Consider the following 26,331-nt stretch of genomic DNA (forward strand, 5'->3'; position numbering starts at 1 on the left):
TCGCGGGAGGAAAATCGTCATGTCGCCAGCCGAACCACGCCTTAAGGAAGTTCAGTCCACCATGGTTCCCGGAGAGTGGGAGCAGCGGGTCAATCTCGCAGCCTGCTACCGTCTCATCGCTCACTACGGCTGGGATGACCTGGTGGATACCCACATCTCGGCCCGCGTTCCCGGCGGCGAGCATCACTTCCTGATCAATCCCTATGGATTGATGTTCGACGAGATCACCGCGTCGAGCCTCGTGAAGGTCGATCTCGACGGCAATCAGTTGACCGAGAGCGAATACAGCATCAATCCGGCTGGCTTCACCATTCATTCGGCAATCCATGAAGTCCGCGAAGACGCCGGCTGCGTGCTGCACCTTCACACGCCGGACGGCACCGCCGTCGCGAGCTGCATGGAAGGCCTGCTCCCACTGAACCAGACCGCGCAGCTCGTCACCGGCGACCTCGCCTATCACGATTACGAAGGCATCGCGCTCGATCATGACGAGCGTCCGCGCATCCAGAAGGATCTCGGTACCAAGAACCATCTCCTGTTGCGCAATCACGGTACGCTCACAGTCGGCCGTTCGGTCGCATCGGCTTTCGAGCGCATGTTTCATCTTGAGCGCGCCTGCACGATGCAGGTCCGCACCCGCATGCTGGGCCCGACCGCCTATCCGGTCGAAAAGCTTGTCATCGAGAAAAACGAAAGGCTGGTGAGCGATCCGGATCGTGCGGATCTGCGCTCGACCAAGCTGGTCTGGCCGCCGCTGCTGCGCAAGCTTGACCGGATCGACCCCAGCTACCGGACTTGACAGGATCGATCCTCACTCTAGATATCGATCTGTCAGCCTCTACACTGACCCGGAATAAAAACGCCGCCCAATTCCGGGCGGCGTTTTTGCGTTAAGCGCTCCGTCATTCCGGGATGCGCCGCCTGGCGCAGGGCCGGAATCCATGACGGCGAATAATATCGAGCGCGCGTGGTCAAGCGTCGCCCGGATGGAGCGGGACTGCGCCACACACCCGATGTCGTCCTCGCGACGCGGTGAGATTACAGAGACGATCCGCTGACATCTAGGGGCAGCGCGAGAGCGCCTTCCGCCTGGTCGCTCAACGCGGCGTGTCCGCGAACGCCGCGAGAATCCGCGCCCACGAGCGGATGCCCTTGTGGAAGCTCTTGAGATCGTACTTCTCATTCGGCGAGTGGATGTTGTCGTCCTCCAGACCGAACCCGATCAGCACCGTGTCGAGCCCAAGCGTCTTCTTGAAGTCCGCGACGATCGGAATCGATGCACCGGACCCGATCAGCAGCGCATCCCTGCCCCATTCATCGGTCAGCGCATGCTTCGCCGCCGCCAGCGGCTTCATGCCCCAGTCGAGCGCGATGGCCGGCGCACCGGCATGATCGATGAATTCCGCCGAGCAATCCGCAGGCAACCGCGCGGTGACGAAATCCCGGAAGGCTTTGCGGATTTTCTCCGGATCCTGCCCCTCCACCAGACGGAACGATACCTTCGCCGATGCGTGCGCGGGAATAACGGTCTTGGAGCCCTCCCCGGTGTAACCGCCGAAGATGCCGTTGATGTCGCAAGTGGGACGCGACGAGACCTGCTCGATCAGCAGCCGGTCCTTCTCACCGGCGGGAACCGACAGCCCGATCGGCTTGAGAAATGTCTCCGGCGACAGATTGAGATTTTTCCATTGCGCGAGAATGTCCGGCGGAAGGTCTTTCACGCCATCGTAAAAACCCGGAATGGTGATGTGGCCGTTATCGTCGTGGAGGCTGCCGAGAATGCGGGTCAGCACACGAATGGGATTCTGCGCACCGCCGCCGAAGATGCCGGAGTGCAGGTCGCGATTCGCGGCCTTGATCCTGACTTCGTCATAGACAAGGCCACGCAGCGAGGTCGTGATCGCCGGCGTGTTCTGGTCCCACATGCCGGTGTCGCACACCAGCACGAAGTCGGCGGCGAGGTCTTTCTTGTTCTTGTCGAGGAAGGGTCCGAAATTCTTCGAGCCGATCTCTTCCTCGCCTTCGATCAGGATTGTCACGTTGAGCGGCAACGATCCGGTGACATTCTTCCAGGCGCGGCAGGCTTCGACGAAAGTCATCAACTGGCCCTTGTCGTCTTCGGCGCCGCGCGCGACGATGATCTTCCGGCCGTCAGCGTGATCGGTGACGATGGGCTCGAACGGCGGCCGGTGCCAGAGATCGAGAGGATCGACCGGCTGCACGTCGTAGTGGCCGTAGAACAGCACATGCGCACCGCTCTGACCGTTGCTCTTGCCGACAATCGCCGGATGCCCAGCGGTCGGACGCACATCGGTCGCAAAACCGATGGAGGCGATGTCCGCGGCGAGATGATCAGCCGCCTTTTTGCAATCGTCCGCGAATGCCGGATCGGCCGAAATCGATTTGATCCGCAGCAGCGTGAACAGCCGCTCCAGGCTCTTGTCGAAATCCTTGTCGATATGGTCGAGAACGGCTGCGAGTTGCGGTGTGGCTGACATATTCGATTGTTCCTCTGATCCGGGCAGTTCGCGATGCGACGCAGCGGCAACTAGCGCCGCAGCAGGCTGCCCAGCACATTGCGCACGATGGAACGGCCAATCGATCCGCCAAGCGAACCGCCGACCGATTTGCCGATGCTGGCGGCAACGTCACCCGCCACCTTGTTGGTCACCGAACGCGTCACACTGCGCGCGATCACCTGGCCGGTCGACATCTTCCCGCGCGGTGTGTTGGTGCCGAACACCGTTCCGACGATCGAGCCGATCTGGCCGAGAACACCGCCGCCGGACTCTCCATTCGCCGGCGCTGCCGTGCTCGCCACCCGCTTTTGCAGCACCTCGTAGGCGGAGTCTGAATCGATGGCCGTATCGTATTTACCCTTCACCGGGCTCGCCGCCATGATCGCCTTGCGTTCCTCCGGCGTGATCGGCCCGATCCGCGCGGTCGGTGGACGGATCATGACCCGCTCAACCATGGCCGGCGTGCCGTTGCCTTCGAGGAACGACACCAGCGCCTCGCCCTTGCCCAGTTCCGTGATGACCTGTGCCGTATCGAGCGACGGATTGGGCCGGAACGTCTGCGCGGCCGCCTGAACAGCCTTCTGATCGCGGGGCGTGAACGCCCGCAGCGCGTGCTGAACGCGGTTGCCGAGCTGGGCGAGTACCTTGTCGGGCACGTCGATGGGATTCTGGGTGACGAAGTAAACCCCGACGCCTTTGGATCGAATCAGGCGGACGACCTGTTCGATCTTGTCCATCAACGGCTTCGGCGCATCGTTGAACAGCAGGTGCGCCTCGTCAAAAAAGAACACCAGTTTGGGCTGGGGCGGATCGCCGACTTCGGGAAGCTCCTCGAACAGTTCCGACAGCATCCACAACAGGAAGGTCGCGTAGAGCTTCGGGCTCTGCATCAGCTTGTCGGCGACCAGAATATTGACCATGCCCCGGCCGTTGGCATCGGTGCGCATGAAGTCCTTCAACTGAAGCGCCGGCTCGCCGAAAAACTTGTCCGCGCCCTGGTTCTCCAGCACCAGAAGCTGGCGCTGGATGGTGCCCACGGTCTGCTTGGAGACATTGCCGTACTGGGTCGTCAGTTCGTCGGCGTGTTCGGCGATGAACGACAGGATCGACCGCAGGTCCTTCATGTCGAGCAGCAGCAATCCCTGCTCGTCCGCCACGCGAAAAGCGATATTAAGGACGCCTTCCTGTACCTCGTTGAGATCCATCATCCGCGACAGCAGCAGCGGCCCCATTTCGGAGACCGTTGCGCGCACGGGATGCCCCTGCTCGCCGAATACGTCCCAGAATATCGTCGAGAACTGGTCCGGCTTGAAATCCAGTCCCATCGCCTTGGCGCGACTGAGAATGAAGTCTTTGGCCTCACCCGTCTCGGAGATGCCCGACAGGTCGCCTTTGATGTCCGCGGCAAAGACTGGAACACCCGCGCGCGCAAACCCTTCGGCCATGACCTGCAACGACACCGTCTTACCGGTGCCGGTCGCGCCGGTGGCAAGACCATGGCGGTTCGCCAGCCCGAGCGTCAGAAACGCCGTCTGGTCACCCTTTCCAATGAAGATGGCCTTGTCAGTATCGGCTGACGCAATGCCTGCGGTACTCGCCGGAGCAGCTTTTGGAGCGGGAGCGCCCTTGCTGGAAACAGTCTTGCTGGAAACAGTCTTGCTGGAAACAGTCTTGGACGTCTTTTTGGCCATGTTTCGCCTCTCGCAGGCTTCCAATTCCGTGCGCCTGCTCAACGCGGCGCGTCGTGCGTGATCTTGCAGGACGGAACCTCCCGGTCAACCCGCAGAACCCGCTTCATCGCACAAGCCGATGCCGCGCCGCATAATATATATGGCGTCCAGCCGCTACGAATGAGTGAATACTTACCACACTCAGTCAATTCGCAGCTTGCGTGTCGCGCCATCCTGACAATGCGGGCCGCACCAAAATCGCACAGCGCATTAAAATCACGTCAGACTCACTGCGCGATTTGAAGCCGCGATAAGCCGGATTGGTACTTTCAGCGCGGCAAATGTTCGTAAAATGGGTGATAGTCTTGCATGGCTGCAACACTTCACGATCGATTGCGGCCAAACAGCGGTTTCCAAAAGCGGCATCGCTTGTAATTCACAACGCACGCGCTCAAGATAAAATCACAACAAAATATCCGGCAAGCAACCGGACGGCACGGGGCATTTAATGGACGAGTTGATTGACGCACTGGCCGCAAAAGCCGGCATCGATAAAGCTGTGGCCGAAAAAGCCATCGGCGCGATCCTCGGGTTCCTTCGCAAGGAGGGGCCAGCCGATCAGGTGCGTGCGTTGATCGAAAATATCCCGGGCGCTGAATCTGCGATCGAGGCCGCCGGTTCCACCGGCGGTCTTGCGAGCATGCTGGGCGGTGGTGTGATGGCCCTCGGCGCCAAGCTGATGGGTTTCGGTCTTGGCATGAACGAGATTCAAGGCCTCGGACGTGAACTATTCAGATTTGGCCGCGACAAAATAGGCGCGGACGGGATGAGCACGATCATTGCCGAGACCCCGGGCCTTTCCAAATTCGCTTAAAATTCATTTTTCAAGTTCGAGTCCCATGTCCAATCCGCTTGCAGCGTATCCCCTCTCCAAAATCGACGGATTGGGCGCGCATGCCCAGACCAAACTCAAGGCACAAGGCATTCGCACCACGGCCGCGCTGCTCGACTGCGCCAGCACGCCGAAGGGCCGGAAGGCACTCGCGACCAAGACCGGCCTCAGCGAGCAGCAATTGCTGGCTTGGGCGAATATCGCCGACTGCATGCGGATCAAGGGGATGGGCAAGGCCAAGGCTGAACTGCTGCGGGCGGCGGGCGTCGTCACTGTGCGCGAATTCGTGCAGCGCAACCCTCAGCGCCTCGCGCAGGCCATGAAAGAAGCCAACGACAAGCGCAAGCTGGTTCAGGTCCTCCCATCAGACAAATCCGTCGCGGAGCTGATCCAGCGTGCCCGCAAGCTGCCGCTGAAGATTTCCTACTGAAACGACCTGCCCACAGTTACGGCTGGGCCAGCCACCCGAAATTCCTTGGGCTATATCCCGTCCGCCATCGCTTGACTCGCCACCGGGGACCGCGCAAAGCCATCGCATGATGGCCGCCTCGTCCCGATCAAATCCGGCTGCCACGCAGTATCATCCGGTGCTGCGGGCTCTCTTCGTGCGCCGCTATCCGGCGGTAATGGGCGTACTCAACGTCACCCCGGACTCCTTCTCCGACGGCGGCCGGTTCATCGAGCCGGAACAGGCCCTCGTACAGGCGAAGCGCATGATCGCCGAGGGCGCGGATATCCTCGACATCGGCGCGGAATCCACCCGCCCCTATGGCTCGAAGCCGGTCACGGCCGACGAGGAATTGCAGCGGTTACATAATATCCTGCCCGCGGTCGCCCGCCTGGGGAGTCCCGTCTCCATCGACACCATGAAGGCGTCGGTGGCCGCATGGGCGCTCGGCAACGGTGCGGTCATCGCCAACGACGTATGGGGTCTGCAACGCGATCCCGACATGGCGCGGGTGATCGCCGATCATGGCGCGCCGGTGATCGTCATGCACAATCGCGACAGCGTCGATCCCGCCATCGATATTGTCGCCGACATGGTGGCGTTTTTCGCGCGATCGCTCGACATCGCCGCCAGTGCGAATATTCCGCTGGGGAATATCGTGCTCGACCCCGGCATCGGCTTCGGCAAAGCGCCGGAGCAAAGCATGATTGCGCTGGCGCACCTCAATGATTTAAGCCAGTTCGGCCTCCCATTGCTGGTCGGTGCGTCGCGAAAGAGGTTCATCGCGTCAGTCATCCCGTCCGAACCGGATCAGCGGCTCGGCGGATCCATCGCCGCGCATCTGCTGGCGGCACAGCGCGGCGCCAAAATCATCCGCGCTCACGATGTGGCGGAAACGGTACAGGCCCTGCGCGTGGCATCGGCAATCGAGGACAAGCGATGAGCGACGTGATTTTCATCAAGGGACTTTTGATCCACGCCCGGCATGGCGTTATGGACCACGAGGCCGAAGTCGGCCAGCGGTTCGTGATCGACCTTGAGCTGTCGATCGATCTGGCGGAGTCCTCCCGCACCGACAAGCTCGCCGACACGGTATCCTATTCAGACGTGGTCGCGACCGCGAGCGCGGCCTTCAAGGGCCACAACTACTATCTGCTGGAGCGCGCAGCGGGTGCGGTTGCTGAAGCTGTTCTTGCCGCGTTCACCCGCGTCAGCGCGGTGAAGGTGACCGTCCACAAGCCGCACGCGCCGATCGCCGCGATCTTCGACGATGTCGGCGTTATCATCACACGCTCGCGGGCTTAAAATAAAAATGGCGAACGTCCTGATCGCCCTCGGCGGCAATGTTGGTGATGTCCGCGCCACCTTCGTCAAGGCGATCGCCAACATCTGCGGCATGACGCAGGCCGCTCTCATCGCGCGTTCATCGGACTATACAACGCCCCCCTGGGGCGACGCGCAGCAAGAGCCCTTCGTCAATGCCTGCATCGAAATCGAGACCAGCCTCGATCCCCATGCGCTGCTGTTCACACTGCACAAGATCGAGAAGAAATTCGGCCGCGACCGGGCCAACGAGCGGCGCTGGGGGCCGCGCACGCTGGATCTCGACATCATCGCCTATGACGATGTCCACCTCGACAAGCCAGAACTGACGCTACCGCACCCTCGCCTGTTCGAACGGGCCTTCGTGCTGGTGCCGCTGGCCGAGATCGCACCGGATCGCCCGATCGCGGGGCAGACCCCGCGCCAAGCCCTTGCAAGGCTTTCGGCCGATGGCATCGAACGCCTGCCTGATTTGCAGTAAACGCCTGAAACAACCATTTGGCTTGCGCCCCGCCGCGTGGCATTTTCCGGGCAACCAATAGCGTTTTCGAGCGAAGTGGATACCGGTTCGCGTGAAGAAAACGCGTCTAAAATGATGTGTTTCCGGGAGTTAACCTTCTGAATGTCCACTGAAACCGATGACCTGCCGCTGGCGGCCGAATTTCCCCCTGCCACTCGTGACGACTGGCGGAAGCTGGCTGACGGGGTTCTTAAAGGCGCTCCATTCGACAAGCTGGTGGGCAAAACCTACGACGGGCTGCGGATCGATCCGATCTATGAGCGCGTCCGCGATGCGATCGCCATTTCCGCGCGCGCCGCAGGCAGCCCCTGGCAGATCATGCAGCGGGTGGATCATCCCGACGCAGCCATCGCGAACGCGCAGGCGCTGCATGATCTCGAGAACGGCGCGACCGGTCTGACGCTGGTGTTCGCCGGGGCCAACGGCGCCCGCGGTTACGGTCTGCCTCCGACCAAGGAGGCGCTGGCCCGAGTCCTCGACGGCGTGTATCTCGACGCCGGCATCGGTGTTGAGTTCGAGATCGGCCCGCAGTCGCGCGACATGGGACAACACCTCGCCGAGCTGCTTGCCGCACGCAAGATCGCCCCCGCGGCCGTGAACGTCCGCTTCGGTCTCGATCCTATCGGGGGGGGCGCCGTCCGTGGCAGCAGTCACGGTCCGTGGGAATCCATTGCCAAGGTTTTTGGCGGCAAAATCGCGCAGCTTGCAAAGCTCGGCTTTCGCGGCCCCTTCGCGCCTGCCGATGGCCGGGTGATCCATGATGCGGGCGGCTCGGAAGCACAGGAACTGGCTTACGTCCTCGCCGTTGGTGTTACCTATCTGCGGGCGCTGGAGGCTGCCGGCATTGCACTCGACGATGCGCGGAAAATGATCTACGCGCGTCTCAGCGCCGACGCCGATCAGTTTCTCACCATGGCAAAATTCCGCGCGCTGCGTCTGCTCTGGGCGCGGGTTGAGCAAAGCTGCGGGCTTGCACCGCAGCCGCTGTTCGTTGCGGCGGATACCGCGTGGCGAATGCTGACCCAGCGCGATCCTGACGTGAACATATTGCGCGCGACCATTGCGGCGTTTTCGGCGGGCCTTGGCGGCGCGAACAGCATCAATGTCCTGCCGCACACGCTGGCGCTCGGACTGCCGGATGCATTCGCGCGCCGTGTCGCCCGAAACACCCAGCTCGTGCTGCTGGAAGAATCCAATCTCGACAAGGTCTCCGATCCTGCCGCAGGATCGGGCGGCATCGAAACGCTCACCAAGCAGCTTTGCGAAGCCGCATGGGCGCAGTTTCAGGATATCGAAAAAGCCGGCGGGCCTTTCGCCGCGCTGGAAAAGAACATCATTCAGACCAAGGTGGCCGCCGTGCGCGCGGCGCGCGACGTCAATATCGCCAGGCGCAGGGATGTGCTGACCGGAGCCAGCGAGTTTCCGAACCTTCATGAGAAGACGCCAGCCGTGCTTGACGCAAAGCCGGTGACGGGGCTGTCGCCCGAGGAAATCGTGATCCGGTTCGATGCGCTAGCACCCATCCGGCTTGCCGCACCTTTCGAGGCGCTGCGTGATCGTTCCGATCAGATGTTGAAGACGTCCGGCAAACGCCCGGCGGTGTTCCTCGCCAATCTTGGCACCGCTGCCGATTTCACCGCGCGTGCGACCTTCGCAAAAAGCTTTTTTGAGACCGGCGGCATCGAGGCCATCGACACTGAAGGATTCTCCGATCCGGCGGCGCTCGCCGCGGCTTTCAAATCGTCCGGCGCGGCCCTCGCCTGCCTCTGTTCCTCCGACAAGGTCTATGCCGCGCGGGCCGAGGCCGCCGCAAAGGCCCTTCATGACGCCGGCGCAAAGCATATCTATCTGGCAGGCCGGCCCGGCGAATTCGAAGCAGCGCTACGGGCTGCGGGGGTCGGTGAATTCATCTTTGCGGGAGGCGATGCCCTCGCGATGCTTGGGGCGGCCTACGAACGTATTGGGTGAAGCCATGAAGGAGCGAGTTCCCGTTCTGACCGGCGGTTGCCAATGTGGCGCGGTGCGCTTTGCCTCCTACACCAAACCGGGACGGATCAGCGTCTGCCACTGCCGGATGTGCCAGAAGGCCGTGGCGGGCCCATTCGCCTGTTTCGTCGAGATTCCCCACGGCGACTTCGCGTGGACACGTGGCACGCCAGGGACGTTTCGCTCGTCATCACTGGCGGCGCGAGATTTTTGCTCGGCCTGCGGAACACCGCTGAGTTATCGCAAGATCGACGGTACGGTGATCGAGTTGCTGACCGGCGCCTTCGACCGGCCCGACCACGTCATTCCGACCTATCAAATCGGCGTTGAATCGAAGCTCGCCTGGATCAGCCATCTGCACAATCTTCCGGGCAAGACCACCGCGGAAGCCGCCGGTTCTGCCGAAGCCGGCAGCATTGTCAGCTATCAGCATCCGGATCATAATACATAGATGCGCGCTGCCCGATACCGCGCAAAACCCGAGACAACAGAATGACCCGCATTCCGAATTTCGCCGACGTTGCATTCGAGCAGGCTGCCGTGACCGGCGGCGAGAGCAACGCCGCGCCGTGGCTCACACCCGAGGGTCTTCTCGTCAAGCCGAGCTATGGCGAAGCCGACCTCAAGGGGATCGACTTTCTCGACACGTGGCCCGGCATCGCGCCCTATCTGCGCGGCCCCTACCCGACCATGTATGTCAACCAGCCATGGACCGTGCGCCAGTATGCCGGCTTCTCGACAGCGGAGGATTCCAACGCCTTCTATCGCCGCAACCTCGCAGCCGGCCAGAAGGGTCTCTCGGTCGCGTTCGATCTCGCCACCCATCGCGGCTATGACTCCGATCATCCGCGGGTCTCGGGCGACGTCGGCATGGCGGGTGTGGCCATCGATTCCATCTACGACATGCGCACGCTGTTCGCCGGCATCCCGCTTGATCAGATGAGCGTATCGATGACCATGAACGGCGCGGTGCTGCCGATCCTCGCGCTGTTTGTGGCCGCCGCCGAGGAACAGGGCGTTCCGCCGGAAAAACTTTCGGGCACCATTCAGAACGACATTCTCAAAGAATTCATGGTGCGCAACACCTACATCTATCCGCCGACACCATCGATGCGGATCATCTCCGATATCTTCGCATACACGTCGCAGAAGATGCCGAAGTACAACTCGATTTCGATTTCCGGCTACCACATGCAGGAAGCCGGAGCGACGCAGGATCTCGAACTCGCCTATACGTTGGCCGACGGTGTCGAATACGTCCGCGCCGGGATGGCGGCCGGGCTCGACATCGACAAGTTCGCGCCGCGGCTGTCGTTCTTCTGGGCGATCGGCATGAATTTCTTCATGGAAGTCGCCAAGATGCGCGCGGCCCGGCTGCTGTGGGCTAAGCTGCTGAAGCCGTTCAATCCGAAGGATTCGCGCTCGCTATCCTTGCGCACTCATTCGCAGACCTCCGGCTGGTCGCTCACAGCACAGGACGTATTCAACAACGTGGTTCGCACCAACATCGAGGCTATGGCTGCCACTCAAGGCCACACCCAGTCGCTGCACACCAATGCGCTGGACGAAGCGCTGGCGCTGCCGACGGATTTCTCCGCGCGCATCGCCCGCAACACGCAATTGTTCCTGCAACAGGAAAGCGGCACGACGCGGATCATCGATCCATGGGGCGGTTCCTACTATGTGGAGCGGCTGACGCACGATCTCGCCATCAAGGCCTGGGCGCATATCCAGGAAGTTGAAGAACTCGGCGGCATGGCGAAGGCCATCGAAGCCGGTGTACCGAAGCTGCGGATCGAGGAAGCCTCCGCCAAGACGCAGGCCCGCATTGACGCGGGCAAGCAATCCGTGATCGGCGTCAACAAGTACAGGCCCGAGAACGAAGCCACGATCGACGTGTTGAAGGTGGAAAATTCCACTGTGCGCCGCTTGCAGATCGACAAGCTGGCGCGCCTTCGCTCCGAGCGCAAACAGGCAGACGTCGACGCAGCGCTCGCAGCGCTGACCCGCAGCGCAGGCGACGGCAATGGCAACCTGCTGGCGCTTGCCATCGATGCGGCGCGCGCCAAGGCCACGGTCGGCGAAATTTCCGACGCCATGGAGAAGGTGTTCGGCCGTCACCGCGCCGAAATCAAATCCATCACCGGCGTCTACAAGCGCGAGGCCGCCACCATGTCCGACCGGGTCGAGAAACTTCAGGTTCTCATCGATGCCTTCGAGGACGCGGAAGGACGCCGCCCGCGCATTCTGGTCGCGAAAATTGGTCAGGACGGCCACGACCGCGGCCAGAAGGTGATTGCCTCGGCCTTCGCCGATGTCGGCTTCGACGTCGATATCGGACCGCTGTTCGCGACCGCCGACGAAGCTGCACGGCAGGCGGTTGAGAACGACGTTCACATGCTCGGTCTGTCGTCACTGGCGGCAGCGCATCTCACCGCCGTTCCGGAATTGAAGGAAGCGCTCAGGAAGCGCGGCCGCGAGGATATTATGATTATTGTCGGCGGCGTGATCCCGCCGCAGGATTACGACGCGCTGTATAAAGCAGGCGCGGAAGCGATCTTCCCGCCCGGTACGGTGATCGCCGATGCCGCGGAAGAACTGATCCGCAAGCTCAACGTGCGGCTCGGCCATTCGAGCGAAGCGGCGGAGTGAGCGACGATTGAAACAGCACCGCGTAGGGCGGCCCCGGTGACAGCTTCCGAGAAAGCCTCGCTCCCGCTCGCGGATGCCCTTCGCGCCGGTGACCGCGCCGCGCTGGCGCGCGCGATCACGCTGATTGAAAGCCGCCGCGCCGACCATCAGGCGCAGGCGCGCGAACTGGTGCAGGAGCTTCTTCCACTCACCGGAAAGGCAGTTCGCGTCGGCATCACCGGCTCGCCGGGCGTCGGCAAGTCCACCACCATCGATGCGCTCGGGATGGCGCTGATTGCCAAGGGCCACAAGGTCGCAGTGCTGGCGGTCGATCCGTCATCGGCGCGCACCGGAGGCTCGATCCTCGGCGACAAGACACGGATGGCGAGGCTTTCCGCAGAGGACAATGCCTTCATCCGCCCTTCCCCGTCGTCGGGCACGCTCGGCGGCGTCGCTGCGAAAACGCGCGAGGCGATGCTGTTGTGCGAAGCCGCCGGTTTCGACGTTGTGCTGGTCGAGACGGTCGGCATCGGTCAGTCGGAAACCGCCGTCTGCGACATGACGGATTTCTTCCTGGCGCTGATGCTGCCCGGCGCAGGCGACGAGTTGCAGGGCATCAAGAAAGGCCTTGTCGAGCTTGCCGACATGATCGCCGTCAACAAGGCCGATGGTGACAATCTGAAGCGCGCGAAAGCGGCCGCCGCCGAGTACAATGCCGCGCTCCATATCCTCGCGCCCCGCTCGGAGCACTGGTTTCCGCCGGTCCTTACCTACTCCGCTCTGACCGGCGACGGCATCGGCGCGCTGTGGGAGAAAATTCTCGCGCATCGCACTGCGATGATCGCGTCCGGCGACTTCGAGGCCCGGCGGCGTCACCAGCAGGTCAAATGGATGTGGACCATCCTCGAAGACCGGCTGCACGCGCGGTTGCGTTCCGATCCCGCCATCCGCGCCAAGGTGAAGCAAACCGAAGCCGCCGTTGCAGGCGGCCGCATGACACCTGCTATCGCGGCCGATACGGTCGCGGCGCTGCTGGACTAGTGTGGTGGTTCGCAAGTCCGTAGTATTTACTCAGCACGCCCATTTACGGACTTGCGAACCAAAACCACACTAGAATCGTTATTCTCTAGTGTCCTTTTGAATCCGAAGATCGCTATGGAACACGCTGCAAATGAGGCGAACTTCGGATTCAGGACATTAGTGATGGGCGATAAGCCGCGTATCCTCGTGACCGGCTTCCGGCCCTTCCCGGGCGCGCCCTACAATCCAACTGAAAAGCTTGTCGATCGGCTGCTTCGCCTGCGCCGCCCCATGCTCGATGATATCGAGCGGATCGGACACATTTTCCCGGTGACATACAGTGCGATCGATCGGGAACTCCCAGCCTTGATCGCCACTTATCATCCCGATGCGCTGCTGATGTTCGGCCTCGCCATCCGCACGCCATTCGTGCGCATCGAGACCCGGGCACGCAACACCGTCACACAAATCTGGCCTGATGCCGAGCATGCAATGGTCAGCAGCCGGACCATCGTTGGTGGCGCAGATTCAACCCGCCGCTTCGGCCCGCACCCACTCAAGCTGCTGCGAGCAGCACAGCAGACCGGCGTAGACGCCCGCGCCTCGCTGAGTGCGGGATATTATCTCTGCAACTATCTGAGCTGGCGCGCCATCGAGGCTACTCGTTCAAGCGGCGGCCCTCACCTCGCCGCCTTCGTCCATGTCCCGCTGGTTCCGCGCGATGCGGCACACAAGCGCGAGCCAAACAGGACGACATTCGAGCAACTGGTGGATGCCGGCGAAGCGATGCTCGTCACAATGGCGACGCTCATAAGGCACTCACGGCTTCGCGGCTAGTCGTAGCCCGTTCCAGGCCGGCTGCCGGGAACTTTGAAATTCTGGAATCGCGCAGGCAGATATTGCCGCTGCAACCCGTCGATGATCTCGTGCCTGCGGATCGTGACGCCCATGGGTGGAATAGTTTCTCCAACACCTGGCGTATCGAGAACAAGAACGATATCCCAGTTTGGAATGTTTTGCAGAAGTCGCCGAAGACCTTTTACAATGACGACGTCGAACATCTTGAGATCGAACACATCAATCGTGTGACGCCGCCAACCATAGTTGTCATCGACAACCCAATAATCTCCATCACCACACGCATCTTCTTTTCCATACAGCTTCATAAGCTCCACTATCGCGCGATAAAGACAGTCCCAGATTTGATCCTGAATTTCTTCATCTGTTGCCATGTCTTGCACCCCTATTCCCGGCCACGAAAGAGACGAAGGCTGCGCATGATCTCGCGCCCGCGGCTTGCACTTAATCGTAGCCGGTACCCGGCCTGCTTCCGGGAATTTTGAAATCCTGGAATCGCACAGGCAGATACTGGCGCTGTAGCCCGTCGATGATCTCGTGCCTCCGAATCGTAATGCCCATGGGTGGCCATTCCTTTTCCTTGCCGACAACATCTACAACGAACACGATATCCCAACCTGGATAGTCATCGAGAAAGCGCTGAACAGCTTTGGTGATAGAAGGAGTCAATAAATCGAGATTGAAAAGATACACAAAATGTCGCCGCCAGCCATAGTTGTCATCGACGACCCAGAAGTCGCCTCGGCCGCATGCGTCTTCAGTGCCATAATGTTCAAAAAAATCGACCAACTGCCGATAGAGTCGGCTCCAGATTTTGTCTCTTCTGTTATCTTCAGCGGTCATAGCCTTCCTCTCCTTATTCCCGGCCGCGAAAATATCGAAGACTGCGCATGATCTCGCGCATGCATACTCGCTTGTTAAATTGACGAATCCTGGGTTCTTCCGACTTCCTGATTTCGGAGGCAAAAATTCTTGCCTCATCCGGCGTCATTTGACCTTTTCCAATGTTGTTCCTTCTAATGAAGCGATCGAGCGCCTCCTCGACAGCATCGTTATATTCGCGATGCATTTTATCGAAGAAATTGCTGCTTGGATCTTTCAAACGTCCGGTTGTTTCAGCTTCAAGAGCCTTGAGCGTATCCGCCGGGAAATCATGCTTCTCCTTTCCAAAAATACCCCGTGGCACAAAGTGATGTCCATCCGCCGCCGCATATTCCGCACCAACCACCCAACCGTCGGGTGTCGCGTCCGATATGACGCGGGGATCATTGATGCCTCCGCTTTCATCGGTCCATCTGCCACGTTCGTCGCGAGGCTGAGCCGGATTGAAGTTGGCCTTCAACGCTCGCATCAGTCTGTGGAATTTCAGTTCCACTGCAATGCTGGAGAGCTGAAATTTCAACCCAGCAAGAAGCACCCTTTCTTTGTTCAATTCCATTGCCAGCCTTCCGCCCGAATTCGGAATATAGTCCTATAGGACTGTCAAGCACGTCGGGCTGACTTGTGACCTAATCGAACGAGCGCTTAAAAAATTCGCCGAAGGGCAGTTTCATAGGCAGAAATTGGCACCGCGATGGGATCGGCATCCGCTTCCGGCTGGCAGCCATACGCGAACTGACATTGTGCGGCGCAACATCCCGGCCTAAGTAATCGTCTCAGTTTCACGAGACACGTCCCATGACCGATACCAGCGCCAACGCCTGGGTTTCCTCGACCCATCGCCCGATGGGCTTCCGTGAGTTCGTCGCCATCGTGGCCGCGATCATGGCGCTCAATCCGCTGGCGATGGACCTGATGCTGCCCGGCCTCCCCGAGGTGGCCAAGGCGTTCCACATCAGCAACGTCAATCACGCGCAGGCCGTCCTGTCTGTATTCCTCACCGGCTTTGGCGCCGGCCAGTTCATCATCGGGCCGCTGGCGGATCGTTTCGGGCGGCGGCCGGTCCTGCTTGGCGGACTGATCGTCTATGGCATCGCCAGTCTGCTCGCGATCGTCGCGCCATCCTTTGAGACGCTGCTGCTTGCGCGCGCGTTGCAGGGGCTCAGCACGGCAACAGCGCGCGTGATCGCTACCTCCATCGTGCGGGACTGCTACAGCGGCCGCCGGATGGCGAGCGTGATGTCGCTCGCGATGATGATCTTCATTTCAGTGCCGGTGATTGCGCCGTCGTTCGGACAGGCCATCATGCTGGCAGCGGAATGGCACGGCATCTTCATTGTCCTGCTTGTCTATGGCGTGCTGACATTGAGCTGGATCGTTATCCGCCTTCCGGAAACGCTGCCCGTCAGCGAGCGCAAATCCCTCGCTGTGGGCGAAGTGGCGAAGAATTTCCTTCAAACGATCCGTAACCGGCAAACATTCGGATACGCGCTCGCCGCAGGCAGCGTGCAGGGAATCCTGTTCGGCTATGTTCTGTCGTCGCAGCAGATCTTCACTGGCATCTACGGGCTCGGCCACTACTTCCCGCTAGCCTTCGCTGCGATCGCTATTGGCATCGCTGTCGCTGGATTTCTGAATTCGCGCATTGTTGGCCGGTACGGCATGCGCATGATCTCGCACGTCGCCCTTGCGGCCCAGTTGGCTGTTGCCGCCGCGATGCTGGGCGCGGCTCTCGCCGGATGGCTTCCGCTTGCCGTGTTCATGACCCTCGCCACCGCAAGCCTTTTTACGTTCGGATTGATGTTTTCCAATTTTTCCGCGCTGGCGATGGAGCCTCAGGGACACATCGCGGGGACCGCCTCGTCGCTGTTCGGATCGATCACAACGCTGATCGGAATCGGGGTCGGTTCCGCAATCGGCCAATACTATGACGGCACACTGATCCCGCTCGCAACCGGCGCGTTGTTGAGTTCGGCGGTGGCGCTTGCCGTCGTGTTCGTCGTGGAAAAAGGCCGCCTCTTCAGGCCGCACAACACGCCGGTCTAACGGGCTCAAAGCTCAATCCATTAACCCTACCAGCGACAATCTCGCGCAAACACGTGCGTGCAAGCACGCGTTCGCTGCATTCCTGCATTAGGTCTTATTGTGCGTTTCGGGCGAGCCTGAATGGCAACGCTTTCGAAACGCGGCCGGATCGGGATCGCATGGACATCAGCCGCCGCAGCCTTATGAACGCCACCATCGCCGGAGCGGCGGCAGGTGCGTTGGCGGCGACGCCTGAGCCAGCGCGCGCGGCTCCCCTCACATCGGCGCTCGGACGCGATGCCACGCAGTATGGCGTCCGGCCAAACAGTCCCGACGACCAAACGAAGGCTCTCCAGCGCGCGATCGATGCGGCAGCAAATGCACAGATGCCGCTGGCGCTGCCGCCAGGCATCTACCGCACCGGCGCATTGAGATTACCGAACGGCGGCCAGCTCGTCGGCATACGCGGTGCGACGATCCTCAAGTTTACCGGCGGCACATCGCTCATCGGCAGCGAGGGTGCGAGCGGCATCAGTCTCACCGGTCTCACACTTGACGGCGCCGGCATCAGGCTTACTGAACGGCGCGGACTTGTGCATTTCCAGAACGGGCTCGATGTCCGCGTGCAGGATTGCGATATCGTCGGCAGCGGCGGATACGGCATCTGGTTCGAAAGCATCGCGGGCGAAGTGAGCGGCAACACCATCCGCAAGACCGCGAACACGGCGTTCACCTCGTTCGATGCGCTCGGACTCCTCGTCGCTCAAAACACGATTCAGGACGCGTCCGACAACGGCATCGAAATCCTCCGCCATACGATGGGCGATGACGGCACTATCGTCGTCAACAACCGCATCGACGATATCAAGGCCGGTCCCGGCGGCTCCGGCCAGCACGGCAACGCCATCAACGCCTTCCGCGCCGGCAATGTCATTGTGAGCGGCAACCGCATCCGCAATTGCGATTATTCCGCCGTGCGCGGCAACTCCGCTTCGAACATCCAGATCACCGGCAACAGCGTCAGCAATGTCCGCGAAGTCGCGCTTTATTCGGAGTTCGCATTCGAAGGCGCGGTGATCGCCAACAATACCGTCGATATCTGCGCGGTCGGTGTGTCGGTGGCGAATTTCAACGAGGGCGGCCGCATGGTGACCGTCCACGGCAATGTCATCCGGAACATCCTGCCGAAGCGCCCGATCGGGACGGCGCCCGACGATGACGCCGGTATCGGCATCGTGGTCGAGGCTGACGCCGCGGTCACCGGAAATGTGATCGAAAACGCCCCCTCATTCGGGATCATGGCCGGCTGGGGCAAATACCTCCGCGACGTGACCATTACCGGCAACGTCCTGCGCAATTCCTTCGTCGGCATCGGGGTGTCGGTGGTGCCGGGAGCCGGCACCGCGCTGGTCAGCAACAACCTGATTTCAGGATCGAGGGGCGGCGCGATCGTCGGACTGGATCATGCCAGGACGGTAACAACCGATCTCGGCGCCGACGGGACATCACGCTTTGCGCAGATCGTCCTTGGCCTTAACGCTGTGCGCTGACGCAATGTCTGCGAAAGGCGATGCGGGAATGGCTGAATTCACAGCTTGCGCCATCGCCACCTCGACCGGCTTGTCCTGAACCGGATCTGGCGGCGCAAGCTGCTCCCACGTCTTCAGCGCTGCACGCGCCTCCTGGATGACCTTCAGAAATTCCGGCTCGCTGTAATAGGCCTTCCAGCGGCCGGTTTCGTAAAGTTCAACCAGGTAGTTGAGCCGCCGCTCCGCGAGCATGCGCCAGCGCGTTACGACACTTCGCCCTTGTTGGGCATTGCCAGGGGTGGTCATTTCGAATCCGGAAAATTCTGAAAATCATTTCTGAGCAAACATCAAGCAACGCCACGACTCACGCAGCACCCAAACAACGGGCAAGAGATAACCCAACCCGTGCCACACATACATGCAACTTTCGTGACAGACGTTTCTTAAATCGCGAACACGCAAGCACTAGCGCACCTGCAGCCTGATCGCGGCCCGAAGCGACTGCCGCGATCCGGCCGGCGGCGGTTCGCGGCCGGAAACAGCGGTCGCACCGGTATTCGTCGTACCAGCAACCGAAGGCGTACCGGGCCTGACCGCCTCCACGGCAATCGAGCGGGCCAGGGCCGAGGTGTAATTCGGTACCGGCGTAAACTGGTTCTTCTGGAAGTCGTGCTGGATGCGGTCACCGCCACCAGCCTGCGTCGCGCATACCGCTGTCACCGTCTCGATGCCCTTGTCTTTCATGCGGAACTGGAACGGCGCACCGGTGCCTGGAAAGCGGACAGGCACTCCTGCCCTGATGAAATTGTCGCGTTGGAAGGTGTTCGGCAGCAACACGGTGCCCTCGCCCCGTTCATCGATATCGGTCAGGGTCAGGAAGCAGTCGCGCGGCGACACGATGGTGAAGACCGGCATATCGCCGAGACGATAGCTGTCCTGATCCGAGGTCAGGGACAGATCGTCCCTGTTGGCGATGACCGGTCTCGTCATCTGTTCTGGCTGGCGTGCGTTCCTGATCGCGACGACCTTCAGGTCGGTAAGATCCGGGGCGATTTCATGAAACGCCGCTTCAAACTGGTCGCGTGGAACAGCGCCCTGCGCGAGGCGCCGGACGAGCGGCCGGAACTTCTGATCCACATCGGCGACGCCCTCGTTGAATTCGGACTTTTTGAGACCGAATTCGGAGGCGGCGAGCGTCAGGTCGAGGTCGTCCTCGTAACGCTTGGCAAGGGCGTTGATCATCTCGATGCCGTTCAGCTTCAGCGCTGGATCGAGCCCGGCCCGCTTCATCGCGTCCGCGAACCGCTTCGCATCATCCTCGATCAGCGCATCCATCTTGTCGTGCGGCGGATACAGCCCTTCGACCGCGTCGCGCACGTCCTTCGGAAAGGTTCGCCCGTTGAGCGCCAACTCGCGGACTTCGTCTTTGGCCTTGCGCATGCCCTGATCGTGGCATCCCATGCAGGAGATGCCGTTGGTCACCGCAAAATCCTTGCGCGACGGATCGCGGACGATAGCGGTCGGTCCCTTGTCGAGCCGATCGCCCTTGGCCGTATTCAGGTAATACGCCTGGAAACCATTCGGCAGGCTGAAGATGGTCTCGCCGCCGTCATGATGAAAGGCATTCGAGCCCGTCGGGCCCAACGGAAAACTGAACAGGCTCTGGCGGTCGCGGTTACCGGCGAAGTCATACGACGTCCAGAAAAAGCCGCTGCGCGAGGGATGCCGCTCGATCAGGCGATTGTTCTGGCTGACGCCTGAGCGCTGGAATGCCGCACGCTGCGCAACGAAGTTGCGGATATTTCCTTCGACATCGATGCCTTGCTCCCGCGCAAGCTGCTGGAAGGTGTTCGGCAGCCGCAGCAACACGTCGTAAAGCGGCGGCTGCGACGCGGTGAACACGAACCAGTCGGCGCGCACATACGGCATCGGCGTGGCCGCACCGGACGCGAGCGTGCGGCTGAACTCGTTATCCGGCACAGCATTGTAGGGGTACACTGCGATCACGTTGTCCCAGTCGGTCGCTTTCCAACCAAGGTCGAGCAGATTGAAGCGCAGGATGCTTCCTTCGGGATCGACGGTCTCGAGTTTCACAACATCGGACGAACGGCTCAGCGAATTGAGAAACTTCACCGCTCCCTGTTGATAAACCTTCATTGCCGCCGGATCGGCACAGATGTTGGTGAGATGCGTCAGCGTCAGATAGCGGGTTGTCGCGCGGCGCTGCGGCCGCTGTTTGTCGAGGTCCGACACCATCAAGGACACCATGTCCTCCGGCCCGACGAACTTGTGGGTTTCGCAACTGGCGGCCGTCTTCGCGCCGCGCGCGGCGACCCAGTTTTCAAGTGCCTTGAGATCGGCTTCCGAAGGCGGCGCATGCGATGAGCCTTCGTAATAGATGTCGTAAGGCATCTCCTTGTCGGCAATCTGCCGGAACAGTTTTGAGCCGAGCGGATTGCCCGGCAAGACGTAGTGCGGATTGGCGGCGATTTCATCGAGCTTGAGGATGTTGCCGAAGTTCTTCGCGGGCCGTTCGCGATCCACGAGCTTGCCGGTCTGATGGCAACGCGCGCAATGCTTGTCGAGAACGTCGAACGCTGCCTTCGCGACCGGGTCCGATGGCGGGATGATCGCTTCCACGGGTACCGGACCCGGCGCCTTCGCATCCTGCGCCAGCGATGCGTCGGTCACGCCAAACGCGAGCCCCGCGGCGATCATCAGACCGATCGCGCGCGGACCAAACACCGGAAACCCGTTCATGGATATCGTCCCCTCAAGACTGGCAAACGTCGTGTATTGGTCGCATCAACATACCGGTGCGTTCAGGCGATCATCGTCCCGCAGCCGTCTGAACGGTGGTGTTAACAATCTGCACGCGCCGATTTTCCTCGCCAAGCGGGTTGGCGGGGTTTTTCAATTGTTCCTTGCCAAAGCCGGCGGCAATCAAGGTGTCGGGCGCCAGCTTGTATTGTTCAATCAAAATACGTCGCACTGAATTGGCACGGCGTTGCGACAGCAACTGGTTGTGGTCCGCGCCGCCTGCCGCGTCGGTGTGACCATTGATAAAGAACACAGATCCCCTCAGATCCGGCCGCGACAACGCATTTCCGAGCGCGGCCAGCGCTGGTATCGCCTTCGAACCGATATCAGCCGAATTGTATTCAAACAGGATATCTAGATCGATCGCCGGCTTGTCGCGCGCGATGTCCGCGATCTGCGCCCGTTCGTCCGCGGTCGGCGCCTGAGCAGGTTCGACACTGATGGAGCGCGTTCTTAACCGATCAACGACTTGCTTCTCCGCGACGGTTTTTGGATCGGGCACAGGCGTAAGGCTACGGGTCAGCGGCTGCTTCAGTTGCAGCGCCGAGCCGATCTTGTCCTCCAGCGATTGAGCGTGAAGGAGCGCGGGGCAGAAACAAAAACCCAACGCCAATATCAGGCCCGTTCGCGTCACAATCCCATTCCCGCACATTGATTCTGCATGCCGCAGTGTCTTTCACAAAAATACTTTGCGCAGCAAAATTCGTATGAACTTCATCCGGTTGCCCGAATGAAAGGACCGCGCCATTCAGGCAGCAGGAAACAACGGATTCATCACCGGCAAGAATTGGCCGCAGGAGATGTGCCGGGTCTAGCCGGGCGCGCTGTCAGCGTTTGTCGCCGTTATCGGATGCCGCGGCCATTGGAGCCGGTGCGACCGCCGAAACTGCGCTGAAAGCATCGGCCTGCCCTGCCCCGAACTGATCGTCGCGGCCCTTGGGTCCGAGATCGCGCGCGGTCGATATCAGCGTGGCGCGAACGTCGGCAGAAGAAATTCCGGGATTGCGCGCGATCATCAGCGCCGCCACGCCGCTGACATAAGCGGCGGACAGCGAGGTACCAGACGACATCTGATATTTGCCGTCAGGGGCCGGCGACAGAATATCCACGCCAGGTGCGGAGATGGCGACATAACTGCCGCGATTCGATTGCGCAAACAGCTTGTCTGACTGGTCGATAGCCGTCACCGCGATCACGTTGCGATCGGCTGCCGGATAGAGCGGCGGAGACTTCGCGCCGGCATTGCCGGCAGCAGCCACCAGAACGATGCCCTTGGCCGCGGCGGCAGCAAGACCACGCTCCATGGCGGGATCGTGCGGACCCGCAAAGCTCATATTGATGATCTGCGCATTCTTCGCGAGCGCATAGTCGAGGCTCTTGAGAATGAGGAAAGAAGTACTTTCCGCACCGCTCTTCTGATTGCCGAACGCCCGGATCGCCAGCAGATGCGAGGACGGCGCTGTTCCCATCAGACGCGCGTGAGCGGCGATGACGCCGGCGATGCTGGTGCCGTGGGGATGCGGTCCTTCGCCATTGTTGAGCGCGTCAAACGTGCCTGTAATCACACCGGCCAGTTCGGGATGGGTCACGTCGATCCCCGAATCGATCACGGCAACCGTCACATCCGCGCCGACCGAAAGCGCATGCGCCTCGGGCAGCCGCATCTTGGCGAGGGCATATTGCACGGGATCGCCCTCGGGCCTTGCGGCTCCCGGAGCTGCATTCTGTTGCAGCTTGAAGATGTTGTTGCGCTGGGCCGCCTTGACGTTGCCGCCGGCAACCAGCTCGCGCACCACGGCATCGACCGAGCGTCCGTCGGTTATCCGCCAGCGGAAAAACGTGCTGTTGGTCAGCGCGAAACTCTGCGACTGAACGCGCGTCAGGCGATGGCGCCGCGCGAGTTCGTCGGCCTGTGCGTCGGTCGGACTGCCCGCGATCTCGATCAGCACTTCCTTCGCGACATAAGTGTTGTCGGTGACAGCCGGTGCAGATTTCGCAGGCTTCGGCTTGGCGCGGCGACGGGGCGTGTAGTCGTCGTCCGGAGGACCTTGATTCAGGTCCTGCATGATACGGGGACGCGGTCTCGGATCGTCGTATCCGTCGTACCGGAGGTTCGGCGAGTAGCGGATCGTCGGATTGATGTTGATGCGCGGCCCCACATTCATGCTGGGGCCTGTCCGCATGCTCATACCGTTGTACTGCGCGAATGCCTGCGGAGATATGAGATAGAAGGAGGCTGCGAAGATGGCGACCAACCGCGCGGGCCGGGTCAGACGTGCCCTTCGGATGAAGCCCCGCTTGCTTTTGCGTGTCTCGGTCATCTGACGTCCTCGCGAATTCATGGGTGCGCCAGCGCGGCGCGCGGGTGATGTCCCTCTCCGCCCAAGGCCTGACGCCGTGGTTGACAGTTAAGCCCTGGAGGCACCTCGTCGCGGCATCCGAACGGGATGCCCAGGTCAACTGTTAGTCGGCGCTCACCACGAGGCTGACGATCTTTTCAGCCTGAAGGCGCGTCATAAGCTGCGCCGCATCCTGCTTCGACAAAGCCTTGTCACCGAACTGAACGCGGAACATACCGGCCTTCGGCCCCGAAACGATGGACGCGTTGTAATTGCCAAGCAACTGCGTGATCTCGTCGGCCTTCGCGTCCGGCGTAAACCGAAGCAAGCCAAACGTGCCCGCGGTCGACTGAGCCGGGAACGCAGCCGTCTGGAAATTGCCGCCCGCGCGATCCTTGACCAGCACGGTTCCGATCACACCCGCTTGCAGCAGGACCAGCACCGCGCCGGCAACACCCGCATAAGCCAGCGTGCGCGGTGACAGACTGGAAAAGAATCCGACGATCCGCATCGCGGGATTGAAAGACGCGCCCTTGCGCACAGGCTCGGCGTCGATGGCCGCGAACAGTTTCTGCATGGCCCGCGACGATGGCGCGCCGAGACTCTCGTTCAGCAGAATCGTTTCGGCATATTCATCCTGGATCGCCGCGTACTGGCGCGCCAGATCGGGATCGCTGGCGAGCGCCTCATCGACGCGGCGGGCGTCACGCAGGCTGAGCGTGCCCGCCGCATGGAACGGCAACAGCGCCTCAAGCTCGGTAGGCTCCCGATCGGCAGTTTGCTTGCTCGTGGCAGTCATGGCCAACCTCGCTCTATGCCGGCTGCCTTCAGCAGTTCGGCTAATTTCTTCCGCGCGTAAAACAGGCGCGTCTTCACGGTATTCTCCGGGATGCCCACGATTTCGGCCACCTCTTCCACGGACTTCTCGTGGTAGTAGACGAGATCGACAATCTCCCGATGTTCCGGCGAAAGTGCGGTCAGGCAATTTCGCAACGCGTTACCCGTGTCTTTCTTGGCGACGGCAACTTCCGGATTGTCGGACGTATCCTCGATCGCGGCAGCCGCTTCGTCGTCCAGTTCCGCGTCCTTCCTCTTGCGGAGGGCGGACAGGGCCTTGAACCGGGCGATCGCCAGCAGCCACGTGGAGACAGCAGACCGGCCTTCAAACTTGCCGGCCTGACGCCACACATCGAGGAAAACCTCGCTGATGAGATCTTCCGCGATGGACTCGTTCCTCACGAGCCGCAGCGAGAAGCGAAACACCCGTACATGGTGCCTTCCGTAAAGCACCTGCATGGCGAGCCGGTCACCTTGGGCGATGCGACCGATCAGAACCTCGTCCGATGTCGCGTGGGTTGCACTCAATGGCCGTCTCGCAAGGTTGGTCGCACGCGACTGGAAAGGGGTTCGATCAAATCGGTGAAAATCTTCGCGATTTCCCGAAATTGCCGGATAGGCGAAGCGCAAAATGCCCCTGAATCACGAACAAGGGCAAGTGATGAGACTTATAGATACCAAAGAGGTATTTAATTACCTAATCGTAATCCCGGCGAGTCGCGACAAGCCGCGGTGTTTCGGAGCTTATCCAGTCCCGTGAACCCTTCCAATGATACCAAACCTAAAGGCTTTCCCGCCTACAGTTCCCGCATAGCCTTTCCTCAACGGCGAGTTCATGCGCGGCGCAGCTTCATCGGCCTCCGGATCCCTGACAGACACACTCGGCCGGAGGCATTCCGCCGTCGAGAGCGAATTGTCACCGGAGGTTCTCGAACGCCGCGCAAAACAGCGTCGGCAGATGCTCGACATGATCGGCGTCAGCTACATGATCGACGCCGCGATCTTGCTGCTCTATGCCTACGCTGGCGCCACCAGCTTTATGGTCGCACCGGCCTATGGCGCCTGCGGGCTGTTGTCCGTGGCAGGCTACATTGCGATCTCGGAAGCCAAGGTCAACGACAGGTTCAGAGATCACTACTTCGTCTCGCAGCAAACCGGCATCAGCCTGGGGATCATGCTGCTGTTCATCTACCTGGCGCCCGAAGTCGGCTGCCTGTTCCTTTGCTCCATCTTCCTCGTCTTTACCTTCGCCTCATTGCGATCCACACCCCGCCAGACCATCATCGGCTGGACGATGGCCGCCGCAGGTCTCACGGTTCTGTTTCTTCTTTCGGATCGCCCCATCGGAATGCCGGCCACCACGCCACTGGAACGCTTCGCGACCATGCTGGTTTTCATTCTGGTGCTTGGCCGCGGCATGGTCGTTGGATTGTTCAGCAGTTCGCTGCACGAATCTCTTTACCGGCGCGGCGTCGAGTTGAAACGGGCTTACAAGCGCATCGAGGAACTCGCTGAGCTCGACGAACTCACCGGATCGCTCAACCGGCGCAGCATCATGCAGACGCTCGACGAAGAGATCGTCCGCTCCCGGCAAAGCAAGACGCCCTGTGCTGTCGCGTTGATCGACCTTGACTGGTTCAAGCGCATCAACGACCGGTTCGGTCATCCCGTCGGCGACGAAGCGCTGCGCGCTTTTGCGATCACCGTGTTCGCCAATATCCGCAGCATCGACAAGTTTGGCCGCTATGGCGGTGAGGAATTTCTGCTCATTCTCCCTGAAACGTCCGATGGCGCGGCACTGCGCACCGTTGATCGGTTACGCGCGATCGTAGCCGCTCTCGACTGGAGCGCGATTTCGCAGGACATGCGTGTCACGATGTCGGCCGGTCTGGCGATGTTAGAAGCGGACGATACCGCGGACAGCATTCTCGCCCGCGCCGATCAGCTTCTTTATCAAGCCAAGGACCTGGGGCGAAATCGGGTTGTCTCGGCCTAACTTCCATTACACCGGCCAAGAACCTGGCTGGTATTTCCC

The 26,331-nt window shown here is 61.0% G+C and carries 25 protein-coding genes; 14 read left to right on the plus strand and 11 right to left on the minus strand.

Annotated features, from left to right (window positions below):
• Window positions 1-19: 19 nt before the first annotated feature.
• The gene (locus AC1Q6J_RS09755) at window positions 20-799 is read left to right on the plus strand and encodes a class II aldolase/adducin family protein (protein WP_492279117.1); all 780 of its coding nucleotides are present in this window, start codon (window positions 20-22) and stop codon (window positions 797-799) included.
• A 298-nt stretch (window positions 800-1,097) separates the two neighbouring features.
• Here AC1Q6J_RS09755 and AC1Q6J_RS09760 read toward each other — a convergent pair whose 3' ends face one another.
• Window positions 1,098-2,498, minus strand: a complete 1,401-nt coding sequence (locus AC1Q6J_RS09760) for a M20/M25/M40 family metallo-hydrolase (protein ID WP_492279118.1) — start codon at window positions 2,496-2,498, stop codon at window positions 1,098-1,100.
• Between the two features lie 50 nt (window positions 2,499-2,548).
• Entirely contained in the window at window positions 2,549-4,210 is a 1,662-nt protein-coding gene (locus AC1Q6J_RS09765) for a helicase HerA-like C-terminal domain-containing protein (RefSeq protein WP_492279119.1), read from the minus strand.
• Between the two features lie 487 nt (window positions 4,211-4,697).
• On the opposite strand from AC1Q6J_RS09765, the gene AC1Q6J_RS09770 reads away from it, so the two are divergent.
• The 10 genes from AC1Q6J_RS09770 (at window position 4,698) to AC1Q6J_RS09815 (ending at window position 13,846) form a co-directional block, all read left to right on the plus strand.
• A complete protein-coding gene (locus AC1Q6J_RS09770; protein ID WP_492279120.1) occupies window positions 4,698-5,063 on the plus strand; it encodes a DUF2267 domain-containing protein in 366 nt (121 codons plus the stop codon).
• Between the two features lie 25 nt (window positions 5,064-5,088).
• Window positions 5,089-5,511: a DUF4332 domain-containing protein gene (locus AC1Q6J_RS09775; protein WP_492279121.1), complete on the plus strand. Its 423-nt coding sequence runs from the start codon at window positions 5,089-5,091 to the stop codon at window positions 5,509-5,511.
• A 106-nt stretch (window positions 5,512-5,617) separates the two neighbouring features.
• A complete protein-coding gene (gene folP, locus AC1Q6J_RS09780; RefSeq protein ID WP_492279122.1) occupies window positions 5,618-6,472 on the plus strand; it encodes a dihydropteroate synthase in 855 nt (284 codons plus the stop codon).
• Window positions 6,469-6,834 carry a dihydroneopterin aldolase gene (gene folB / locus AC1Q6J_RS09785; RefSeq protein WP_492279123.1) on the plus strand — a complete coding sequence of 122 codons (366 nt, stop codon included), beginning with the start codon at window positions 6,469-6,471 and terminating at the stop codon, window positions 6,832-6,834. The genes folP and folB overlap by 4 nt, the downstream gene beginning before the upstream one ends.
• A gap of 7 nt (window positions 6,835-6,841) precedes the next feature.
• Window positions 6,842-7,333: a 2-amino-4-hydroxy-6-hydroxymethyldihydropteridine diphosphokinase gene (folK, locus tag AC1Q6J_RS09790; protein WP_492279124.1), complete on the plus strand. Its 492-nt coding sequence runs from the start codon at window positions 6,842-6,844 to the stop codon at window positions 7,331-7,333.
• A 141-nt stretch (window positions 7,334-7,474) separates the two neighbouring features.
• Window positions 7,475-9,340 (plus strand): methylmalonyl-CoA mutase family protein, encoded by a 1,866-nt coding sequence (locus tag AC1Q6J_RS09795; RefSeq protein WP_492279125.1) that lies wholly within the window; start codon window positions 7,475-7,477, stop codon window positions 9,338-9,340.
• Window positions 9,341-9,344: 4 nt separating this feature from the next.
• Window positions 9,345-9,809, plus strand: a complete 465-nt coding sequence (locus AC1Q6J_RS09800; protein WP_492279126.1) for a GFA family protein — start codon at window positions 9,345-9,347, stop codon at window positions 9,807-9,809.
• Window positions 9,810-9,850: 41 nt separating this feature from the next.
• Window positions 9,851-12,010 (plus strand): methylmalonyl-CoA mutase, encoded by a 2,160-nt coding sequence (scpA, locus tag AC1Q6J_RS09805; RefSeq protein ID WP_492279127.1) that lies wholly within the window; start codon window positions 9,851-9,853, stop codon window positions 12,008-12,010.
• A gap of 36 nt (window positions 12,011-12,046) precedes the next feature.
• Window positions 12,047-13,030, plus strand: a complete 984-nt coding sequence (gene meaB / locus AC1Q6J_RS09810; RefSeq protein WP_492279128.1) for a methylmalonyl Co-A mutase-associated GTPase MeaB — start codon at window positions 12,047-12,049, stop codon at window positions 13,028-13,030.
• A 162-nt stretch (window positions 13,031-13,192) separates the two neighbouring features.
• Window positions 13,193-13,846, plus strand: coding sequence for a pyroglutamyl-peptidase I (locus tag AC1Q6J_RS09815; protein WP_492279129.1), 654 nt, complete (start codon window positions 13,193-13,195; stop codon window positions 13,844-13,846).
• Here the strand turns inward: AC1Q6J_RS09815 and AC1Q6J_RS09820 are convergent.
• From AC1Q6J_RS09820 to AC1Q6J_RS09830, 3 genes are all read right to left on the minus strand, one after another.
• A complete protein-coding gene (locus AC1Q6J_RS09820) occupies window positions 13,843-14,241 on the minus strand; it encodes a hypothetical protein (protein WP_492279130.1) in 399 nt (132 codons plus the stop codon). The genes AC1Q6J_RS09815 and AC1Q6J_RS09820 overlap by 4 nt on opposite strands.
• A gap of 70 nt (window positions 14,242-14,311) precedes the next feature.
• Window positions 14,312-14,710 (minus strand): hypothetical protein, encoded by a 399-nt coding sequence (locus AC1Q6J_RS09825; RefSeq protein WP_492279131.1) that lies wholly within the window; start codon window positions 14,708-14,710, stop codon window positions 14,312-14,314.
• Window positions 14,711-14,723: 13 nt separating this feature from the next.
• Window positions 14,724-15,305: a hypothetical protein gene (locus AC1Q6J_RS09830; RefSeq protein WP_492279132.1), complete on the minus strand. Its 582-nt coding sequence runs from the start codon at window positions 15,303-15,305 to the stop codon at window positions 14,724-14,726.
• A 239-nt stretch (window positions 15,306-15,544) separates the two neighbouring features.
• Between AC1Q6J_RS09830 and AC1Q6J_RS09835 the strand changes: the two genes are divergently transcribed.
• Both AC1Q6J_RS09835 and AC1Q6J_RS09840 read left to right on the plus strand, forming a co-directional pair.
• Window positions 15,545-16,792, plus strand: a complete 1,248-nt coding sequence (locus AC1Q6J_RS09835) for a multidrug effflux MFS transporter (RefSeq protein ID WP_492279133.1) — start codon at window positions 15,545-15,547, stop codon at window positions 16,790-16,792.
• A 158-nt stretch (window positions 16,793-16,950) separates the two neighbouring features.
• Window positions 16,951-18,321 carry a TIGR03808 family TAT-translocated repetitive protein gene (locus AC1Q6J_RS09840; protein WP_492279134.1) on the plus strand — a complete coding sequence of 457 codons (1,371 nt, stop codon included), beginning with the start codon at window positions 16,951-16,953 and terminating at the stop codon, window positions 18,319-18,321.
• On the opposite strand, the gene AC1Q6J_RS09845 is transcribed toward AC1Q6J_RS09840, so the two are convergent.
• From AC1Q6J_RS09845 to AC1Q6J_RS09870, 6 genes are all read right to left on the minus strand, one after another.
• Complete coding sequence (locus AC1Q6J_RS09845; RefSeq protein WP_492279135.1) at window positions 18,277-18,606, minus strand: TIGR03809 family protein; 330 nt, start codon at window positions 18,604-18,606, stop codon at window positions 18,277-18,279. The two genes, AC1Q6J_RS09840 and AC1Q6J_RS09845, sit on opposite strands and share 45 nt — an antisense overlap.
• 159 nt (window positions 18,607-18,765) lie before the next feature.
• Window positions 18,766-21,060, minus strand: coding sequence for a DUF4384 domain-containing protein (locus AC1Q6J_RS09850; protein WP_492279136.1), 2,295 nt, complete (start codon window positions 21,058-21,060; stop codon window positions 18,766-18,768).
• Window positions 21,061-21,130: 70 nt separating this feature from the next.
• Window positions 21,131-21,754 carry an OmpA family protein gene (locus tag AC1Q6J_RS09855; protein WP_492279137.1) on the minus strand — a complete coding sequence of 208 codons (624 nt, stop codon included), beginning with the start codon at window positions 21,752-21,754 and terminating at the stop codon, window positions 21,131-21,133.
• A 193-nt stretch (window positions 21,755-21,947) separates the two neighbouring features.
• Window positions 21,948-23,441, minus strand: coding sequence for a S8 family serine peptidase (locus AC1Q6J_RS09860; protein ID WP_492279138.1), 1,494 nt, complete (start codon window positions 23,439-23,441; stop codon window positions 21,948-21,950).
• Between the two features lie 142 nt (window positions 23,442-23,583).
• On the minus strand, window positions 23,584-24,258 hold the full coding sequence (locus tag AC1Q6J_RS09865; RefSeq protein ID WP_492279139.1) for a hypothetical protein: 675 nt from the start codon (window positions 24,256-24,258) through the stop codon (window positions 23,584-23,586).
• Window positions 24,255-24,824, minus strand: coding sequence for a sigma-70 family RNA polymerase sigma factor (locus AC1Q6J_RS09870; protein WP_492279218.1), 570 nt, complete (start codon window positions 24,822-24,824; stop codon window positions 24,255-24,257). The genes AC1Q6J_RS09865 and AC1Q6J_RS09870 overlap by 4 nt, the downstream gene beginning before the upstream one ends.
• Before the next feature lie 307 nt (window positions 24,825-25,131).
• Between AC1Q6J_RS09870 and AC1Q6J_RS09875 the strand changes: the two genes are divergently transcribed.
• The gene (locus tag AC1Q6J_RS09875) at window positions 25,132-26,292 is read left to right on the plus strand and encodes a GGDEF domain-containing protein (RefSeq protein WP_492279140.1); all 1,161 of its coding nucleotides are present in this window, start codon (window positions 25,132-25,134) and stop codon (window positions 26,290-26,292) included.
• The last annotated feature ends 39 nt before the right edge of the window (window positions 26,293-26,331 follow it).

The sequence above is a fragment of the Afipia sp. MLSD5-FHT05B12 genome (assembly GCF_058793355.1).

Bases quoted from the DNA above. Each gene is read 5' to 3' on its own strand.
- AC1Q6J_RS09755 (WP_492279117.1), top strand. From the start codon at position 20: ATGTCGCCAGCCGAACCACGCCTTAAGGAAGTTCAGTCCACCATGGTT.
- AC1Q6J_RS09760 (WP_492279118.1), bottom strand. From the start codon at position 2,498: ATGTCAGCCACACCGCAACTCGCAGCCGTTCTCGACCATATCGACAAG.
- AC1Q6J_RS09765 (WP_492279119.1), bottom strand. From the start codon at position 4,210: ATGGCCAAAAAGACGTCCAAGACTGTTTCCAGCAAGACTGTTTCCAGC.
- AC1Q6J_RS09770 (WP_492279120.1), top strand. From the start codon at position 4,698: ATGGACGAGTTGATTGACGCACTGGCCGCAAAAGCCGGCATCGATAAA.
- AC1Q6J_RS09775 (WP_492279121.1), top strand. From the start codon at position 5,089: ATGTCCAATCCGCTTGCAGCGTATCCCCTCTCCAAAATCGACGGATTG.
- folP (WP_492279122.1), top strand. From the start codon at position 5,618: ATGATGGCCGCCTCGTCCCGATCAAATCCGGCTGCCACGCAGTATCAT.
- folB (WP_492279123.1), top strand. From the start codon at position 6,469: ATGAGCGACGTGATTTTCATCAAGGGACTTTTGATCCACGCCCGGCAT.
- folK (WP_492279124.1), top strand. From the start codon at position 6,842: ATGGCGAACGTCCTGATCGCCCTCGGCGGCAATGTTGGTGATGTCCGC.
- AC1Q6J_RS09795 (WP_492279125.1), top strand. From the start codon at position 7,475: ATGTCCACTGAAACCGATGACCTGCCGCTGGCGGCCGAATTTCCCCCT.
- AC1Q6J_RS09800 (WP_492279126.1), top strand. From the start codon at position 9,345: ATGAAGGAGCGAGTTCCCGTTCTGACCGGCGGTTGCCAATGTGGCGCG.
- scpA (WP_492279127.1), top strand. From the start codon at position 9,851: ATGACCCGCATTCCGAATTTCGCCGACGTTGCATTCGAGCAGGCTGCC.
- AC1Q6J_RS09815 (WP_492279129.1), top strand. From the start codon at position 13,193: ATGGGCGATAAGCCGCGTATCCTCGTGACCGGCTTCCGGCCCTTCCCG.
- AC1Q6J_RS09820 (WP_492279130.1), bottom strand. From the start codon at position 14,241: ATGGCAACAGATGAAGAAATTCAGGATCAAATCTGGGACTGTCTTTAT.
- AC1Q6J_RS09825 (WP_492279131.1), bottom strand. From the start codon at position 14,710: ATGACCGCTGAAGATAACAGAAGAGACAAAATCTGGAGCCGACTCTAT.
- AC1Q6J_RS09830 (WP_492279132.1), bottom strand. From the start codon at position 15,305: ATGGAATTGAACAAAGAAAGGGTGCTTCTTGCTGGGTTGAAATTTCAG.
- AC1Q6J_RS09835 (WP_492279133.1), top strand. From the start codon at position 15,545: ATGACCGATACCAGCGCCAACGCCTGGGTTTCCTCGACCCATCGCCCG.
- AC1Q6J_RS09840 (WP_492279134.1), top strand. From the start codon at position 16,951: ATGGACATCAGCCGCCGCAGCCTTATGAACGCCACCATCGCCGGAGCG.
- AC1Q6J_RS09845 (WP_492279135.1), bottom strand. From the start codon at position 18,606: ATGACCACCCCTGGCAATGCCCAACAAGGGCGAAGTGTCGTAACGCGC.
- AC1Q6J_RS09850 (WP_492279136.1), bottom strand. From the start codon at position 21,060: ATGAACGGGTTTCCGGTGTTTGGTCCGCGCGCGATCGGTCTGATGATC.
- AC1Q6J_RS09860 (WP_492279138.1), bottom strand. From the start codon at position 23,441: ATGACCGAGACACGCAAAAGCAAGCGGGGCTTCATCCGAAGGGCACGT.
- AC1Q6J_RS09865 (WP_492279139.1), bottom strand. From the start codon at position 24,258: ATGACTGCCACGAGCAAGCAAACTGCCGATCGGGAGCCTACCGAGCTT.
- AC1Q6J_RS09875 (WP_492279140.1), top strand. From the start codon at position 25,132: ATGCGCGGCGCAGCTTCATCGGCCTCCGGATCCCTGACAGACACACTC.